The 16,221-nt window shown below is 64.3% G+C and carries 16 protein-coding genes; 10 read left to right on the forward strand and 6 right to left on the reverse strand.

Going from position 1 to position 16,221, the window contains the following annotated elements; all coding sequences use genetic code 11:
* Positions 1-99: 99 nt before the first annotated feature.
* The 3 genes from VSR82_RS00460 to gcl form a co-directional block, all read right to left on the reverse strand.
* A complete protein-coding gene (locus VSR82_RS00460) occupies positions 100-1,011 on the reverse strand; it encodes a 2-hydroxy-3-oxopropionate reductase (protein WP_429459452.1) in 912 nt (303 codons plus the stop codon).
* 50 nt (positions 1,012-1,061) lie between these two features.
* On the reverse strand, positions 1,062-1,871 hold the full coding sequence (otnI, locus tag VSR82_RS00465) for a 2-oxo-tetronate isomerase (RefSeq protein WP_429459450.1): 810 nt from the start codon (positions 1,869-1,871) through the stop codon (positions 1,062-1,064).
* A gap of 129 nt (positions 1,872-2,000) precedes the next feature.
* A complete protein-coding gene (gene gcl, locus VSR82_RS00470; protein WP_429459448.1) occupies positions 2,001-3,776 on the reverse strand; it encodes a glyoxylate carboligase in 1,776 nt (591 codons plus the stop codon).
* Between the two features lie 174 nt (positions 3,777-3,950).
* Between gcl and VSR82_RS00475 the strand changes: the two genes are divergently transcribed.
* The 10 genes from VSR82_RS00475 to VSR82_RS00520 all read left to right on the forward strand — a co-directional run bounded on the left by VSR82_RS00475 (position 3,951) and on the right by VSR82_RS00520 (position 11,893).
* Entirely contained in the window at positions 3,951-4,865 is a 915-nt protein-coding gene (locus tag VSR82_RS00475; protein WP_368582854.1) for a substrate binding domain-containing protein, read from the forward strand.
* A 194-nt stretch (positions 4,866-5,059) separates the two neighbouring features.
* On the forward strand, positions 5,060-5,956 hold the full coding sequence (locus VSR82_RS00480; RefSeq protein ID WP_429459446.1) for an RNA polymerase sigma factor: 897 nt from the start codon (positions 5,060-5,062) through the stop codon (positions 5,954-5,956).
* Positions 5,946-6,893, forward strand: coding sequence for an anti-sigma factor family protein (locus VSR82_RS00485; protein WP_429459444.1), 948 nt, complete (start codon positions 5,946-5,948; stop codon positions 6,891-6,893). Before VSR82_RS00480 ends, VSR82_RS00485 begins: the two co-directional genes overlap by 11 nt.
* Positions 6,894-7,085: 192 nt before the next feature.
* Complete coding sequence (gene rpsF, locus VSR82_RS00490; protein WP_013089311.1) at positions 7,086-7,460, forward strand: 30S ribosomal protein S6; 375 nt, start codon at positions 7,086-7,088, stop codon at positions 7,458-7,460.
* Positions 7,461-7,528: 68 nt separating this feature from the next.
* Positions 7,529-7,828, forward strand: a complete 300-nt coding sequence (priB, locus tag VSR82_RS00495; protein WP_176108684.1) for a primosomal replication protein N — start codon at positions 7,529-7,531, stop codon at positions 7,826-7,828.
* 2 nt (positions 7,829-7,830) lie between these two features.
* Positions 7,831-8,106: a 30S ribosomal protein S18 gene (gene rpsR / locus VSR82_RS00500; protein ID WP_008922421.1), complete on the forward strand. Its 276-nt coding sequence runs from the start codon at positions 7,831-7,833 to the stop codon at positions 8,104-8,106.
* Positions 8,107-8,133: 27 nt separating this feature from the next.
* Positions 8,134-8,586, forward strand: a complete 453-nt coding sequence (gene rplI / locus VSR82_RS00505; protein ID WP_013089313.1) for a 50S ribosomal protein L9 — start codon at positions 8,134-8,136, stop codon at positions 8,584-8,586.
* Between the two features lie 166 nt (positions 8,587-8,752).
* On the forward strand, positions 8,753-10,141 hold the full coding sequence (locus VSR82_RS00510) for a replicative DNA helicase (protein ID WP_368582857.1): 1,389 nt from the start codon (positions 8,753-8,755) through the stop codon (positions 10,139-10,141).
* 115 nt (positions 10,142-10,256) lie between these two features.
* Positions 10,257-10,883, forward strand: coding sequence for a DUF47 domain-containing protein (locus VSR82_RS00515; protein ID WP_013089315.1), 627 nt, complete (start codon positions 10,257-10,259; stop codon positions 10,881-10,883).
* Positions 10,883-11,893 carry an inorganic phosphate transporter gene (locus VSR82_RS00520; protein ID WP_368582859.1) on the forward strand — a complete coding sequence of 337 codons (1,011 nt, stop codon included), beginning with the start codon at positions 10,883-10,885 and terminating at the stop codon, positions 11,891-11,893. Before VSR82_RS00515 ends, VSR82_RS00520 begins: the two co-directional genes overlap by 1 nt.
* A gap of 165 nt (positions 11,894-12,058) precedes the next feature.
* On the opposite strand, the gene VSR82_RS00525 is transcribed toward VSR82_RS00520, so the two are convergent.
* From VSR82_RS00525 to VSR82_RS00535, 3 genes are all read right to left on the reverse strand, one after another.
* Positions 12,059-12,865 carry an SDR family NAD(P)-dependent oxidoreductase gene (locus VSR82_RS00525; RefSeq protein WP_368582860.1) on the reverse strand — a complete coding sequence of 269 codons (807 nt, stop codon included), beginning with the start codon at positions 12,863-12,865 and terminating at the stop codon, positions 12,059-12,061.
* A 51-nt stretch (positions 12,866-12,916) separates the two neighbouring features.
* The gene (locus VSR82_RS00530) at positions 12,917-14,002 is read right to left on the reverse strand and encodes a C40 family peptidase (protein WP_429459440.1); all 1,086 of its coding nucleotides are present in this window, start codon (positions 14,000-14,002) and stop codon (positions 12,917-12,919) included.
* 209 nt (positions 14,003-14,211) lie between these two features.
* Positions 14,212-16,050, reverse strand: a complete 1,839-nt coding sequence (locus VSR82_RS00535; RefSeq protein WP_498857439.1) for a PhoH family protein — start codon at positions 16,048-16,050, stop codon at positions 14,212-14,214.
* Positions 16,051-16,221: the final 171 nt, after the last annotated feature.

A 16,221-nucleotide genomic window follows, 5' to 3' on the forward strand; every position in this document is an offset into this window, starting at 1 on the left:
GGCGCCCCACCTGTGCTCATCATCACCGCGCGGATGCCGAAGCGGCTATCAGCGCAATCAACGACGAGCTCAACCACACAGGGACCACGAAGGGAGACCTCAGGCCGCCTTCGCTTCCTTGCTATCCGGCGTTTGCGCGACCTCATGATTCGCCATGATTTCGAGCGCGCGCACCATCGCCGAGTGATCCCACGCCTTGCCGCCGTTTGCCGCGCACACGCTGAACAACTGCTGCGCGCTCGCGGTATGCGGCAGCGCGATGCCAAGCTTGCGCGCGCCATCGAGCGCGAGATTCAGGTCCTTCTGATGCAGCTCGATGCGAAAGCCCGGATTGAACGTGCGCTTTGTCATGCGCTCGCCATGCACTTCGAGAATTCGCGACGACGCGAAGCCGCCCATCAACGCGCGGCGCACGCGCTCCGGGTCGGCGCCCGAGCGCGACGCGAACAGCAGCGCTTCCGCGACCGCTTCGATGTTCAGCGCGACGATGATCTGGTTGGCGACCTTGCAGGTCTGACCCGCGCCGTTCTCGCCGATCAGCGAGATGTTCTTGCCCATCAGTTCGAACAGCGGCTTGGCTAAAGCAAAGGCTTTCTCGGGACCGCCGACCATGATCGTCAGCGTCGCGTCGCGCGCGCCAATTTCGCCGCCGGACACCGGCGCATCGAGATAGTCGACGCCGAGCGCGTTGATCTTCTTCGCGAACGCCTGGGTGTCGAGCGGCGAGATCGAGCTCATGTCGATCACGAGTTTGCCTTTGGTGAGGCCAGCGGCGACGCCGTCATCAGCGAACAACACGTTGGCGACGTCCGGTGTGTCCGGAACCATGATGATGACGATGTCGGCGGCCTGTGCGACGGCGGTCGAACTGGCGACCACACTCGCGCTTTTCGCGATGTCGTCCGGGACCGGATAGGCGCCGTTCACGAACAGCGTGTGACCGCCTTTGATGAGGTTGCGCGCCATGTGCGCGCCCATGATGCCGAGCCCGATGAAGCCGATCTTTGCCATGTGTGTGAATCTCCAGGGTTATAGGGGGCGTGCGTTGAGCCTGACGCGTCTCAAGCCGCCGCATGTGCCGCGCCGCGTGCCTGACCAGCGACGCTTTGCACCCAGCCGAGGCCGGCTTCGGTCGTCGTGCGCGGCTTGTATTCGCAACCGACGTAGCCGTCGTAGCCGAGCGAGTCGAGCAGCGCGAACAGATACGGATAGTTGATCTCGCCGGTGCCCGGTTCATGCCGTCCGGGGTTGTCCGCAAGCTGGATATGCGCGATCTGCGCGAGGTTCTTTTCGATCGTCGCCGCGAGTTCGCCTTCCATCCGTTGCATGTGATAGATGTCGTATTGCAGGAACAGATTGTCCGAGCCGACTTCGCGAATCACGTCGAGTCCGTCGCGCGAGCGGTTCAGCGCGAAGCCCGGAATGTCGTACGAGTTGCACGGCTCGACGAGCAGCCGGATGCCGGCCTTCTTCAACTCGCGCGCGGCAAAGCGCAGGTTCTCGACGATCGTCGCGCGGGTGGTGTCGGCAGACACGTTCACACCCGGAATGCCGACGAGGCAGTTCAGTTGCGGCACCTTCAACGCGCTTGCGTATTCGATCGCGCGGCCGACGCCTTCCTGGAACTCCGCGACCCGATCCGGCAGACACGCGAGGCCGCGTTCACCGGCTTCCCAGTTGCCCGCCGGCAGGTTGTGCAGCACCAGCTTCAGGCGGTTCTGCTGCAGACGTTCGCTCAATTCGGCGATCGAATACGGATACGGGAACAGGAATTCGACGGCATGGAAGCCGGCATTGGCTGCTGCCGCGAAACGGTCGAGGAACGGCACTTCGTTGAACAGCATCGTCAGGTTCGCTGCGAATTTCGGCATGGTGCTTTTGTCTCTCAGGTCGGTCAGGGAATGGCGCGCTGGGCATGATGAGGCGAGGGCGCGGAGCATGAGCTCGGCCCTCGCGCATCGTGCGCGCTGAATGCTGCGGGTACTGCGAACCCGCGACGCTCAGTCGAGCAGGCTGATCGCCGTCGGCGCGTCCTCGCGCTTCTCGGCGAGTTCCTCGAACTCGTTGATCGCGTCGATCTCGGTGCCCATCGAGATGTTGGTCACACGTTCGAGAATCACTTCGACGATCACCGGCACGTTGAACTCGGCGAGCATCGACTGCGCTTTTTGCAGCGCCGGCTTCAGCTCTTCGGGCTTGAACACGCGAATCGCCTTGCAACCGAGACCTTCGGCGACCGCGACGTGATCGACGCCATAGCCGTTGGTCTCCGGCGAGTTGATGTTCTCGAAGCCGAGCTGCACGCAGTAGTCCATTTCGAACGCGCGCTGCGCCTGGCGGATCAGCCCGAGGTACGAGTTGTTCACGACGACATGCACGTACGGCAGCTTGAATTGCGCGCCGGCCGCGAGCTCCTCGATCATGAACTGGAAGTCGTAGTCGCCCGACAACGCGACGATCGGCCGTTGCGGGTCGGCCGCGCGCACGCCGAGCGCCGCTGGAATCGTCCAGCCGAGCGGGCCGGCCTGGCCGCAGTTGATCCAGTTGCGCGCCTTGTACACGTGCAGGAATTGCGCGGCGGCGATCTGCGACAAGCCGATCGTGCTCACGTAGCAGGTGTCGCGGCCGAACACCTGGTTCATCTCTTCATACACGCGCTGCGGCTTCATCGGCACGTTGTCGAAGTGCGTCTTGCGCAGCATCGTGCGCTTGCGTTGCTGGCAATCGGCGACCCATGCGCTGCGATCCTTCAACTTGCCCGCGGCCTTCCATTCGCCGGCGACTTCGACGAACAGTTCGAGCGCGGCCTTCGCGTCCGACACGATGCCGAGATCCGGACCGAACACGCGGCCGATCTGCGTCGGTTCGATATCGACGTGCACGAACTTGCGGCCCTTCGTGTACACATCGACGCTGCCGGTGTGACGGTTGGCCCAGCGGTTGCCGATGCCGAGCACGAAGTCGGATGCGAGCATCGTCGCGTTGCCGTAGCGGTGCGAGGTCTGCAGACCGACCATGCCGGCCATCAGCGGATGGTCGTCGGGAATCGCGCCCCACGACATCAGTGTCGGGATCACCGGCACGCCGACCGTTTCGGCGAACTTCACGAGCAGGTTTTCGGCGACCGCGTTCAATACGCCGCCGCCCGAGACGATCAGCGGCTTGTCGGCATCGTTGAGCAGCGTGAGCGCCGCTTCGATCTGCTTGCGGGTTGCCTTCGGCTTGTAGACCGGCAGCGGTTCGTACGTGTCGATATCGAATTCGATTTCGGCCAGCTGCACGTCGATCGGCAAGTCGACCAGCACCGGACCCGGACGGCCCGAGCGCATCAGATGGAACGCCTGCTGGAACACGCGCGGCACCAGCGCCGGCTCGCGCACGGTCACGGCCCACTTGGTGACGGGCTTCGCGATCGCTTCGATATCGACGGCCTGGAAGTCTTCCTTGTACAAACGCGCGCGCGGCGCTTGACCCGTGATAGCCAGAATAGGGATCGAGTCAGCCTGGGCGGAGTACAAACCGGTGATCATGTCGGTACCGGCAGGGCCCGACGTGCCAATGCATACGCCGATGTTGCCCGGCTGCGCACGCGTATAGCCCTCGGCCATGTGCGATGCGCCCTCGACGTGACGCGCGAGCACGTGGCTGATGCCGCCGGCTTTGCGCATCGCCGAGTAGAACGGGTTGATCGCGGCGCCCGGCACGCCGAACGCGGTATCGATGCCTTCTTTTTCGAGCACCAGAACGGCGGCGTCGACGGCTCTCATCTTGGCCATGGATGTCTCCTCAATGTCGGTAATTACGTCGGTTGAGGGACACTGTAGGCCTGCGCCAAAGGTTTGATAAGATCAGTCCGGGTCGCTTATTCCGAAACAAAAAGTATGGAATGGCGTGGCGCCCGGCGCACGGCCGGCATCATCAGCCCGGCAAGAGACAGGTGGGAGACGAGCATGGACCGCTTCAAACAGATCGAAACCTTCGTGCGGGTTGCCGATGCGGGCAGTCTCGCGGCGGCGGCGCTGGAGGAGGGCGTTTCGCCGGTGATTCTCGGGCGGCGCATCGACGCGCTGGAGAAGCGCCTCGGCGTGAAGCTGATGTATCGCACGACGCGGCGGCTGGTGGTCAGCGAGGACGGCGCGGCCTTTCTCGAACGCTGCCGCGGGCTCCTCAGCGAGTGGGATCAGGCGGAAAACGAACTGAGCGCGGGGCGCCGCGCGGTGAATGGCCATCTGATCGTGTCGGCGCCGGCCGCGTTCGGCCGCAAGCACGTCGCGCCGCTCGCGCCCGCATTTCTGCGCGACAAGCCCGGGTTGCAGATGTCGTTCAATCTGACCGACCGGGTCGTCGATCTGGTGCGCGAGGGCTACGACCTGTCGATTCGCATCGGCGGCACGGTCGATCCGAACTTCGTCGCGGTGAAGCTCGCGTCGAACCGGCGCGTGGTGTGCGGTACGCCCGAGTATTTCCGCCTTCACGGCAAGCCGAGGACGCTCGAGGATCTGCCGGCCCACAACTGCCTCGCATTCAATCTGCAAGGCGGGCAGAACCGCGGCTGGTACTTCCGCCGCAACGGCAAGCTCGCGACGGTGCGGGTGGGCGGCTCGCTCGACTGCAACGATGGCGAACTGCTGCATCGCTGGGTTTCGGAAGGGCTCGGACTCGGCTGGCGCTCGACATGGGAAATCCAGCAGCAGCTCGCGCGCGGCGAGCTCGAAACCGTGCTCGACGAGTATGCGCTGCCCGATTACGACATCCTCGCGGTCTATCCGCAGCAGCGCTACGTGCCGGCGCGGGTGCGCTATTTCATCGACTATCTGAAAGACGTGTACGCCAGCGACGACTACTGGAACCGGCCGTCGTACTAGCGGGCGTATTGGTTGGCGAGAGAGTTGGCGAGAGGCGCGCGGGCGAGCCCGAACTTTTTGGGATTGCTGGCGGAACTCGGGAATAAACTGGGTCTATGGCCAGTTCTGCTGTGAAAGACAGCAACGACACCACGCGGGGCGCTCGACAGCAGCGACCCGCACGACGCAGCCGCCATGCCCTTGGAGGGACCCACGTGGTCCAGACCGACTCAGACGCCGCCCACGCGCGCGGCGAGCCAGATGCCGGCACCGGCGCCGACGCCGATGCCGACGCCGATGCAGCGAAAAGCCGCCGCTTCCAGCAGCTGGCGTTGCCGCATCTCGACGCCGCGTACAACCTTGCGCGCTGGCTGTGCGGCAATCCGAACGATGCCGAGGACGTCGTGCAGGAAGCGTTCATGCGCGCGTTCCGCTTCTTCGATACGTTTCGCGGCGACTCCGCGCGGCCGTGGCTGCTCGCGATCGTGCGCCGCACCTGGTACACGGAATGGCGGCGGCGCGCGCCGTCGCACGACATGCTCGAATTCGACGAAACGATGGACGACGCGACCCTCGACGGCTGGAGCGCAGGCGGTGACGATCCGCAGACGCTGCTGATCCGCGACGAGGATGTGCGACTGGTGCACGATGCGCTGGCGCTTTTGCCGGTCGAGTATCGTGAGGTGCTGATCTTGCGTGAGCTCGAAGAGATGGGATATCGGGAGATCGCGGTGGTGGCCGGCGTGCCGATCGGTACGGTGATGTCGCGGCTCGCGCGTGGGCGGCGCAAGCTGGCGGAGGTGTTGATGGCGCAGCAGCGAGGCGGAGGGGAGCCAGTCGGCAAGGCGCGTAAAGGCGGGCAGGGCAGCCGGCAGGAGGGGCCGCCGGATCGGGACGCGCAGTCCGGGCGACTCGCACGGTCTGCGGCCACCGCGGCCCCTGCACCTTGCGCCCAGCCGGCCAGAAGTTCAGGCGACGGTCGCCCGGGCTCGTCGGCGGGTATGCCCGCCACCGCAACAGTGACACAGCTCCGGGCGTTTGCCGACGGCCGGCCCCTCAACATTCCCGGCGCTGCCGCCGACCCCGCTCAGGAGACGCCGGATGGACTGTAACGAAGCTCGGCCGCTCCTCGATGCGAATGCCGATCACGAATTGCCGGCGCCCGATGCGCGCCGCGTCCAGCAGCATATCGAGAGCTGCGACGATTGCCGGCGCGCGAGCGACAACGTGCGTGCGTTGAGTGGCGCGCTGCGCGCGGCGCCGTATCATCGGGCGCCGCAGTCGTTGCGGGCGCGGATCGTGGCGGGTTTGCCCGGCGTCGTCGACGAAGGGGGCGTGGTTTTGGCCGCGACGGGTGCGCCTGACGATGTGCCGAAGCAGTCCGCCGCCGGGATGACGCAGCCGGCGACGCAGCAACCTCGGCGTCAGCGTCGCGCGGCGAGGTGGTCCGTGTGGCTCGACGGCTGGCTCGGGGGCTTCGGCGGCCCGCTCGGCGCGGGCGGGGCAAACCGCGCGGCCGCGCGCGGCGGTCTTGTGGCACTGGTGATCGCGTTGTGCGCAGCCGCCGCGGTCCTGACGCTGACACTGCACCGTCCGGCCGAATTCTCGCCGTTCACCGACGAACTCGTCGAAAGCCACGTGCGCGCGCAGGTCTCCGGCCGCGACATCGACGTGATTTCGACAGACCGTCACACGGTGAAGCCATGGTTCAACGGCCGACTCGACTATTCGCCGCCGGTCGAGGACCTCGCGGCGGCCGGCTTCGCGCTTCAGGGTGGCCGGCTCGACTACCTCGCGCATCAGCGGGTCGCGGTGCTCGTGTACCGCTACGGCAAGCACGTGATCGACGTGTACGTGTTTCCGCAGTCCACGGCGGGGGGCGCGGCGCCGGCGTCGCTTGGTCACGACGGCTATTCGATCGCACACTGGGACGCGGCGGGCATGACCTGGTGGGCGATCACGGACGCCGCGCCCGATGCGCTCACGGGCTTCGAAGCGGCGCTCAGAGCGCGGTTGCAGAGCGGCAGCCAACGCACGGAAGCGGGTTGAGCCGCTGCCGCGACCCGATTCCCCGGTTCTGTAACCCCTAAGCTCTTGAAAACACATTCGATTCCATGACCGAATCGGCGGAATGCCTTGCAACCCCTCACCATTCGGGTTACACTTTTGGGCTTCTCACTTGCCGCACCGGTTCCGACGCCCGGGCGGCTTCTATCCAAAAGTCAGCACAAGGAGTGTGTAATGCGTCATTACGAAATCGTCTTTATCGTGCATCCCGATCAAAGCGAGCAAGTGCCCGCCATGATCGAGCGTTACAAGAGCACGATCACGTCGCACGGTGGTCAGATTCACCGCGTCGAAGACTGGGGCCGTCGCCAACTGGCCTACATGATCGAGAAACTCGCGAAGGCTCACTACGTCTGCATGAACATCGAATGCGACCAGACCACGCTCGACGAGCTGGAACACGCGTTCAAGTTCAACGACGCCGTTCTGCGTCACCTGATCGTCAAGATGAAAAAGGCCGAAACCGGCCCGTCGCCGATGATGAAGGAAGTGCAGCGCGAAGAAGCCAAGAAGTCGGCAGCCGCTCAGCCGACCGAAGCGCAGGCTTAAGACACACTATTTAAGCTACCAGACACGCAGCGTCGCTCCGCTCACGTACACGAAGGCATCTCAAGTACATGAACCGGCTGCAACTTACGGCGAGCGTCGTCGAACGCGAAGCGGTGCGGTACACCCCCGCCGGCGTTCCGATTGCGAGCTGCACGTTGCACCACCGCACGGAAGTCGTCGAGGCGGGCATTGCCCGTCAGGTCGAACTAACCATGCAGGCGGTCGCCGCGGGCGAAGCGAGCGGTAAGCTCGAAAACTGTCAGATGGGCGTCGAAACGCTCTTCACAGGTTTTCTGGCTAAAAAGCACCGTAACGCGCGAACTCTGGTATTTCACATCACAGCATTGCAGGACATTGGAAAGGACTAATCATGCCCCGCCCGACTGGTAAGAAATTTGACAAGCGTCGTCAGCAACAGAACCCGCTCTTCAAGCGCAAGAAGTTCTGCCGTTTCACGGCCGCTGGCGTCGAGTACATCGACTACAAAGACATCGAAACGCTGAAGGACTTCATTGGCGAGAACGGCAAGATCACGCCGGCACGTCTCACGGGTACCAAGGCGCACTATCAACGCCAGCTGGACACGGCTATCAAGCGCGCGCGTTTCCTCGCGCTGATGCCGTACACCGACCAGCACAAGGCCTAACCCGACGACGCGATAAGGAGCATCCGAATGCAAATCATTCTTCTGGAAAAAGTCGTCAATCTGGGTAACCTGGGCGACATCGTGAAGGTCAAGGACGGTTACGCACGTAATTTCCTGATCCCGAACAAGCAAGCTCGCCGTGCAACGAAGGAAGCCCTGGCTGAATTCGAAGTGCGCCGCGCAGAACTCGAAAAGGTCGCCGCTGAAAAGCTGGCAGCCGCTCAGGCTCAAGGCGAAAAGCTGGCAGGCCAAACCGTTCAGATCAATCAAAAGGCTGGCGTCGACGGCCGTCTGTTCGGTTCGGTGACGAACGCCGACATCGCCGAAGCACTGGGCAAGCAAGGCTTCGCAGTTGAAAAGGCGCAAGTGCGTCTGCCGGAAGGCCCGCTGAAGATGGTTGGCGAGCACCCGGTTCAGGTTTCGCTGCACACCGACGTTCTCGTCGATGTGACGGTGGCTGTGATCGGCGAGCACGTCTAAGTCGAGCGCTGAGCATCACGCAGGATCAGCCAGCACTTCGCTGATGAAGGGCAGGGGCCGGGTAACCGGCCCCTGCTTTTTTTGTGCCCGACTATCGTCGTGTATCCCCCGAGTTGGCGTTTTTTCCGCTCGCAGCCGTCGTCGGATTGCCCGATAATTCCTCCCCATGAACGCACCGTCCAAAGATCCCCAACTCGAGTCGCTGAAAGTCCCCCCGCATTCGATCGAAGCCGAGCAATCGGTGCTGGGCGGCCTGCTGCTCGACAACGCGGCGTGGGACCGCATCGCGGACTTCCTCGCGCAGAGCGACTTCTACCGTTACGACCACCGCATCATCTTCGAGCACATCGGCAAGCTGATCGCGGCCACGCGTCCGGCCGACGTGGTCACCGTCTACGAAGCGCTCGGCACCTCGGGCAAGGCGGAAGAGGTCGGCGGCCTCGCTTACCTGAACGCGCTCGCGCAGAACACGCCGAGCGCCGCCAATATCCGCCGCTACGCGGAAATCGTGCGCGACCGCGCGGTGCTGCGCCGGCTCGTGTCGGTCGCCGATGAAATCTCCGCCGACGCGTTCAACCCGCAAGGCAAGGAAGTCCGGCAATTGCTGGACGAAGCGGAATCGAAGGTGTTCTCGATCGCCGAAGACGGCGCGCGCGGCACCCAGGGCTTCCTCGAGATCGGGCCGCTGCTGACCGAAGTGGTCGAACGGATCGACACGCTCTATCACACCGCCAATCCGAGCGACGTGACCGGTACGCCAACCGGCTTCGTCGATCTGGACCGCATGACCTCAGGCATGCACGGCGGCGAGTTGATCATCGTCGCGGGCCGTCCGTCGATGGGTAAGACGGCGTTTTCGATGAACATCGGCGAGTACGTCGCGGTCGAGTACGGACTGCCGGTCGCGGTGTTCTCGATGGAAATGCCGGGCACGCAGCTCACGATGCGTATGCTCGGCTCGGTCGGCAGGCTCGATCAGCATCGCATGCGTACCGGACGTCTGACCGACGAGGATTGGCCGAAGCTCACGCACGCGGTGCAGAAAATGAGCGAGGCGCAAATTTTCATCGACGAAACCGGCGGTCTGAACCCAATGGAACTGCGCTCGCGCGCGCGCCGGCTGTCGCGCCAGTGCGGCAAGCTCGGGCTGATCATCATCGACTATCTGCAGCTGATGAGCGGCTCGTCGGCGGGCGAAAACCGCGCGACCGAAATCTCGGAAATCTCGCGTTCGCTGAAGAGCCTCGCGAAGGAGCTCGACGTGCCGGTGATCGCATTGTCGCAGCTGAACCGCGGCCTCGAGCAGCGGCCAAACAAGCGGCCGATCATGTCGGACCTGCGCGAATCGGGCGCTATCGAACAGGACGCCGACGTGATCCTGTTCATCTACCGCGACGAAGTGTACAACCCGGACAGCCCCGACAAGGGCACGGCGGAGATCATCATCGGCAAGCAGCGGAATGGTCCGATCGGCCCCGTTCGGCTCACGTTCCATGGTCAATACACGAAGTTCGACAATTTTGCAGGTGCGCAGAACTTCTACGGCGGCGAGTGACGCGAAGCGCCGTGGGCTGTTGTAACGGCGCTGTTGCGAGTGCGGCAATGATGGCGGAACGGTACAATATGGCGGTTTTATGTCAGCCATTACGTGACCCATTTCCAGGATCCCAATGTTCGGTCGATTCATGCCCACCGAGGGCAAGTTCTTTGAAATCTTCAATTCGCACGCAACGTGCATCATCTCGGCGAGCCGCGAACTCGAGCTCCTGATCGACAATCTGCAGGACGCCGAAATCCACAAGCAAAACGTGCAAAAGGCCGAGAAAGCGGCCGACAAGCTCACGCACGAAGCCATCGACCTGCTGCACAAGACTTTCATCACGCCGCTCGACCGTGACGAGATCCACAAGCTGATCACGACGATGGACGACATCCTCGACCTGATGGAGGACGTCGCCACCGCGATCTCGCTGTACGACGTGCAAGCGGTCACGTCGGAGGCGAGCCAGCTCGCGCATATCTGCACGGCGACCTGCGAGCGCGTGCAGTTCGCGGTCAGCCTGCTGTCGGACATGAAGCAGGCGCGCCAGATCCTGAAGGCCTGCGAGGAAATCGACCGGCTCGAATCGGAAGCCGACCGCGTGCTGCGCGCGGCGATGTCGAAGCTGTTCCGCGAGGAAGACGACGTCAAGGTCCTGATCAAGCTGAAGGCGATCTACGAGCTGCTCGAAACGATCACGGACAAGTGTGAGGATGTGGCGAACATCATCGAAGGCATCGTGCTGGAAAACGCATAATGCAATCGATACAACTCGCTATCTGGGTCGTAACCGGCCTGGTTGCCATTGCGCTGGTGTTCGACTTCATGAACGGCTTTCACGACGCGGCGAATTCGATCGCCACGGTCGTATCGACCGGCGTGCTGAAGCCGCAGCAGGCGGTGGCGTTCGCGGCGGCGTTCAACGTCATCGCGTATTTCGTGTTTCACCTGAAGGTGGCCGCAACCGTTGGCAGGGGCACGATCGATCCGGACATCGTCGATCATTACGTGATCTTCGGCGCGCTGGTCGGCGCGATCGCGTGGAACGTGATTACCTGGGTCTACGGCATTCCGTCCAGCTCATCGCACGCGCTGATCGGCGGCCTCGTCGGCGCGGCGCTCGCCAAGTCGGGCTGGGGATCGCTGAACTGGGACGGCCTGATGAAGACCGTCGCGTTCATCTTCATTTCGCCGCTGCTCGGCTTCGTGCTCGGTTCGTTTTTCATGCTGCTGGTGTCGTGGCTGTACTTCCGCACGCCGCCGAGCAAGGTCGACAGGCGCTTCCGCCGCCTGCAACTGCTCTCCGCCGGCTTGTACAGCCTCGGTCATGGCGGCAACGACGCGCAGAAGACAATCGGCGTCATCTGGATGCTGCTGATCGCAACCGGGTTTGCGTCGATGAAGGCGGATGCGCCGCCGCTGTGGGTGATCGGCGGCTGCTATCTGTCGATGGGTCTCGGCACGCTGTTCGGCGGCTGGCGCATCGTCCGCACGATGGGACAGAAAATCACGAAGCTGAAGCCGGTCGGCGGCTTCTGTGCGGAGGCGGGCGGAGCGCTTACCCTGTTCACCGCGTCGGCGCTCGGCATTCCCGTCTCCACCACCCATACGATCACCGGCGCGATCGTCGGGGTCGGCGCGACGCAAAAGTTGAGCGCGGTGCGCTGGGGCGTGGCCGGTAACATCGTGTGGGCGTGGATTCTGACGATTCCGGCATCCGCGCTGCTGTCCGGCGGAGCCTGGTGGCTGGGCCACCACTTCCTGTAATCACCGTGCGATGCAGGCCTGCGCTGCTCGATCGGCCGACTCTGGCTGAACCGCACGCGCGGGCTTCGGCTTCATGCCGCCCGTTGCATCGCACCGGTTTCCCTGCATAGTTCGATTGAACGCGCGACTGCGCCGTCCTGAAGGCCGTCGCGTCGCTCTTTCCGTTCAGATCAGCGGTGCGTTTGCGCCGTCCATCGGGATGATCGCGCCCGTCACATAGCTTGCACGGCGACTCGCGAGGAACAGCGCCACGTCGGCGATTTCCTCCGGCTTTGCGTAGCGGCCGAGCGGCGTCCTGGCCTGGCCGCGCGCGAGCGCTTCGTCGTTGCCGATGCCTTGTTGCGCCGCCTCCAGCCGAACCGCTTCCTCGACGCGCTCGGTCAGCGTCGCACCCGGATTGATCGCGTTGATGCGGATGCCATAGCGCGCGTAGTAGTGCGCGAGGCCGACGGTCGCGAGCATCAGCGCCGCGTTGGCCGCGCCGCCTGCGATATGGATGTCGCTCGCGATCTTGCCGCCCATGCCGATGATATTGACGATCGTGCCCGGCTCGGCACCGCCGTTGGCCTTCGCGCGCTCGGCCATACGGCGCAGCACCTCCTGCTGCGGATAGATATACGGGAAATACTTCGCCTCCATCGTCGCCCGAAATGCGTCGGCATCGAGCGTCTCGGGGTCGTACCGGCGCGCGGCGCCGGCGCTATTGATCAGCACGTCGATCGGGCCTACCGCGGCGCTGACTTCCTCGACGATATCGGCGGCACTGTGCGGCTCGTGCAGGTCGGCACGCGTGCGATGCACGTGGAATCCTTCCTGTTTCAGCTGTTCGTAAGCGCGCGCGAGGTTGGCGGGGTCGCGCGACACGATCGCGACCTTCGCGCCTTCCTGTGCGAAGGCCCGCGCGCAGGCGAAACCGATGCCTTTGCTGCCGCCGGTGATGAGCACCACCTTATTTTTGAGCCCGAGTTCCATGGTCGTTACCCGCCGTCGAAAGAATATCGATGACGATAGCAGATCACGACGTCAGAAGTTGCCGTTCGCGAAACGGGCGATCGGGTCGTCACTGCTTTGCGTGGGGGCGGGCACGCCGTGGGAAACCGTCGACGCGCGCATCAGCTGCACGGCGCCAGCGCCGTCGGTCTGCTGTGCCTGGCGGGCCTGGCGTTCCGCGATGGATGCGGGCGGCGGCGGCTCGAATGCATCGGCGGCGGCGTCGATTGCGTCGGGTGCGGTTGGCGGGAGGACGCGGGCAGTCGTGGCTGGCTGGATCGGTTGAGCGGATGAAGGAGCGCCGCTTTCATACGTGCGTGTCTGAGCCACCGGGACCAGCGGCGGTGCCACCGCGCCCGCCGAGCGCGCCTGCAGTTGCGCGGCGCTGAGGCCCGACGGCGGCGGCTCGAATTGATCGGATTGCGCGACGGGCGTGCCGCTGCCTGCACCGGTCGGCGGGATCGTGCCGGCATAGGTCGACGCTGGTCGAACCGCCACCGTCGCCGCCGCGCCCGCGGCAGCGCGCTCCGTTTGCGGCGCGGCCGCCTGATAGCTCGGCGTATCGAACGGCGCGGGCGTCGCCGCCGGTCCCGCCATCCGGCGGATGCCGTCGAAACGCTTCGCCCAATAGGGATTGGTCAGATAGTCGAGCCGCACTGTGCCGCCGGTCGATGGCGCGTTGACGAAGCGCAGCTTGCCCACGTAGATGCCGACGTGCGAATGCGCGCGCCCGGTAGTATTGAAAAAGATCAGATCGCCGGGCGCGATTTCGTCCGGCTCGACGGATTCGCCGCGCCCGCTCATCTCTGCCGTCGTGCGCGGCAGGTTCACCGACGCCGCGCGCAGCACCACATAGCGCACCAGACCACTGCAGTCGAAGCCGCTGTCGGGCGTGTTGCCGCCCCAGCGGTAGGGCACGCCGACGAGGCTCATCGCCTGAATCGAGATTTCCTCCCGGCCGATGCTGTGATCGACGAAATGGGGGAAGCCGGGCGGCGGCTCGTGGTAGGCGCCGTTCGCGACGACGGTGCCGCCGGACCCGCGCGACGTCTTTTGCGGCGCGCCGGCGCAAGCGGCGAGCAGCAGGACAGGCAGTAGCGATAGGGCGAGTCGGCGCATGAAGACAGCACGGGCGGTAAGCGCCCATTTACTCACTGACGATGTCGGGATGGTAGCCGCCCAACAAGGCTGCCGCAAGAATTGTTGATAAATTACTTGAAGTTTGTGCGCTAAGTGTTGCCTGCGGAGAACGTCGGCGCAATAAAAAAGCCGCGTCCGGATCGAACCGGACGCGGCTTGCGATGAAAGCCGGAAAAAACTGCGAACGCCTAGAGAATCTCCGACGCGTAGTCAGCGAGGCGCGAGCGCTCGCCGCGCGCGAGCGTCACGTGTCCGCTGTGCGCCCAGCCCTTGAAGCGGTCGACCACATAGGTCAGGCCCGAACTGCCCTCGGTCAGGTAAGGCGTGTCGATCTGCGCGATGTTGCCGAGGCAGATGATCTTCGTGCCCGGACCCGCGCGCGTGACGAGCGTCTTCATCTGCTTCGGCGTCAGGTTCTGCGCCTCGTCGATGATCAGATACTTGTCGACGAACGTGCGGCCGCGCATGAAGTTCATGCTCTTGATCTTCAGGCGCGAGCGGATCAGCTCCTGGGTCGCGGCGCGGCCCCATTCGCCGGCGGCATCGTCGGTTTTCTGCAGCACTTCCAGGTTGTCGTCGAACGCACCCATCCACGGCTGCATCTTTTCCTCTTCGGTGCCCGGCAGGAAGCCGATGTCTTCGCCGACCGGCACGGTCGCGCGGGTCACGATGATCTCGTTGTAGCGCTTGTCGTCGAGCACCTGCGCGAGGCCCGCCGCGAGCGCGACCAGCGTCTTGCCGGTGCCGGCCTGGCCGAGCAGCGTGACGAAGTCGATTTCCGGATTCATCAGCAGGTTCAGCGCGAAGTTCTGCTCACGATTGCGCGCCGTGATTCCCCACACGTTGTTCTTGTGGTGGCCATAGTCACGCAGCGTTTGCAGCAGCGCGGTCTTGCCGTTCAGCTCGCGCACCAGTGCATGAAACGCGGGCTCGCCGTTCTGCGGCTCCAGATAAACGAACTCGTTGACCAGCATCGATGCGCACAGCGGACCCGTCACACGGTAGTACGTGGTGCCGGTTTTGGTGTCCTGCCAGCTTTCCATGCCCTTCGCGTGCCTGGTCCAGAAGTCTTGCGGCAGCGCGCGGATGCCCGTGTACAGCAGGTCGCTGTCCTCGAGCACCTGGTCGTTGAAGTAGTCTTCGGCGGGCAGGCCGAGCGCATGCGCCTTGATGCGCATGTTGATGTCTTTCGACACCAACACGACCTGGCGATCCGCGCGATCGCGCTGCAGCGCGCGCACGACGCCGAGGATCTGGTTGTCGGCCTTGCCTTCGGGCAGCCCTTCGACGGGCTCGATCGCGGTCAGCCGGGTCTGGAAGAACAGCCGTCCGGATGCCTCGCGGCTGCCCAGCCGCGCGAGCGAAATGCCGTCGGTGATGTCGCCCGCGTTTGCGACCAGCGCGTCGAGCGTGCGGCTCACCTGACGCGCGTTACGCGCGACTTCCGACATCCCCTTCTTGTGGTTGTCGAGCTCTTCCAACGTCATCATCGGCAGATAGACGTCGTGTTCCTCGAAGCGGAACAGGCAGCTCGGATCGTGCATCAGCACGTTGGTGTCGAGCACGAAAAGCTTCTGCACCTCGACTGGCGCGGCGCCGGTGCCGCGTTTCTTGCGCGTGGCGGCCGGGGTCGCCGCGGCGGGTGCGGCGGCTGTTTCGGCCGTGGGGTGCTTCGCGCGTGCCACGACCGGTTGAGCTTCGACCGCGTCGGCGTCGAGCTGCGCATGCGCGGACGGAACCGGCTGCAACAGCGCGGCGGTCTGCCTGGTCTTGCGGCCGCGCGCCGGCGCGGGTTGCGCGGCGGGCGGCGATTCGACGGCGGGCACGGGCCACAACGTGGTGGCGGCGTTGGCGGCGTGCGCCATCGGGGTGGCAACATTGGCGCGGCCGTAATCGGCCGACTCTGCGGATTCCCCTTCACGCGCCTGTTTTTTCGCAGTGGAGCGCGCGGGCGTGACGGCTTTGGCCTTGTATTCGTCAGGCGACAAAAGATTGCCGAGCTTGCTGGGGGGAGTAGGCAAAGGCATGGTTTCCCTCGAAATGATCGGGTCACATATCGTGCGCCGCCCGTCGCATTCTGACGATGTCCTCATGGGACACCCAGTCTGCGCGAGGAGGCGCGCATTCGGTCTAGAGATGCCGGTTCGCCTGGTCTTCGATAGGCTCCTTGACGGAAGCGCGCGAACCAGTGAACGAGC

This window comes from Burkholderia sp. JPY481, from assembly GCF_038900515.1.
GTDB classification, from domain to species: Bacteria; Pseudomonadota; Gammaproteobacteria; order Burkholderiales; family Burkholderiaceae; genus Paraburkholderia; species Paraburkholderia youngii.

Coding starts and splice junctions, on each gene's coding strand:
- VSR82_RS00515 (WP_013089315.1), top strand. CDS start 10,257: ATGTTCGGTCGATTCATGCCCACCGAGGGCAAGTTCTTTGAAATCTTC.
- VSR82_RS00525 (WP_368582860.1), bottom strand. CDS start 12,865: ATGGAACTCGGGCTCAAAAATAAGGTGGTGCTCATCACCGGCGGCAGC.
- VSR82_RS00530 (WP_429459440.1), bottom strand. CDS start 14,002: ATGCGCCGACTCGCCCTATCGCTACTGCCTGTCCTGCTGCTCGCCGCT.
- otnI (WP_429459450.1), bottom strand. CDS start 1,871: ATGCCGAAATTCGCAGCGAACCTGACGATGCTGTTCAACGAAGTGCCG.
- rplI (WP_013089313.1), top strand. CDS start 8,134: ATGCAAATCATTCTTCTGGAAAAAGTCGTCAATCTGGGTAACCTGGGC.
- VSR82_RS00510 (WP_368582857.1), top strand. CDS start 8,753: ATGAACGCACCGTCCAAAGATCCCCAACTCGAGTCGCTGAAAGTCCCC.
- priB (WP_176108684.1), top strand. CDS start 7,529: ATGAACCGGCTGCAACTTACGGCGAGCGTCGTCGAACGCGAAGCGGTG.
- VSR82_RS00460 (WP_429459452.1), bottom strand. CDS start 1,011: ATGGCAAAGATCGGCTTCATCGGGCTCGGCATCATGGGCGCGCACATG.
- VSR82_RS00485 (WP_429459444.1), top strand. CDS start 5,946: ATGGACTGTAACGAAGCTCGGCCGCTCCTCGATGCGAATGCCGATCAC.
- rpsF (WP_013089311.1), top strand. CDS start 7,086: ATGCGTCATTACGAAATCGTCTTTATCGTGCATCCCGATCAAAGCGAG.
- VSR82_RS00520 (WP_368582859.1), top strand. CDS start 10,883: ATGCAATCGATACAACTCGCTATCTGGGTCGTAACCGGCCTGGTTGCC.
- VSR82_RS00535 (WP_498857439.1), bottom strand. CDS start 16,050: ATGCCTTTGCCTACTCCCCCCAGCAAGCTCGGCAATCTTTTGTCGCCT.
- rpsR (WP_008922421.1), top strand. CDS start 7,831: ATGCCCCGCCCGACTGGTAAGAAATTTGACAAGCGTCGTCAGCAACAG.
- VSR82_RS00475 (WP_368582854.1), top strand. CDS start 3,951: ATGGACCGCTTCAAACAGATCGAAACCTTCGTGCGGGTTGCCGATGCG.
- gcl (WP_429459448.1), bottom strand. CDS start 3,776: ATGGCCAAGATGAGAGCCGTCGACGCCGCCGTTCTGGTGCTCGAAAAA.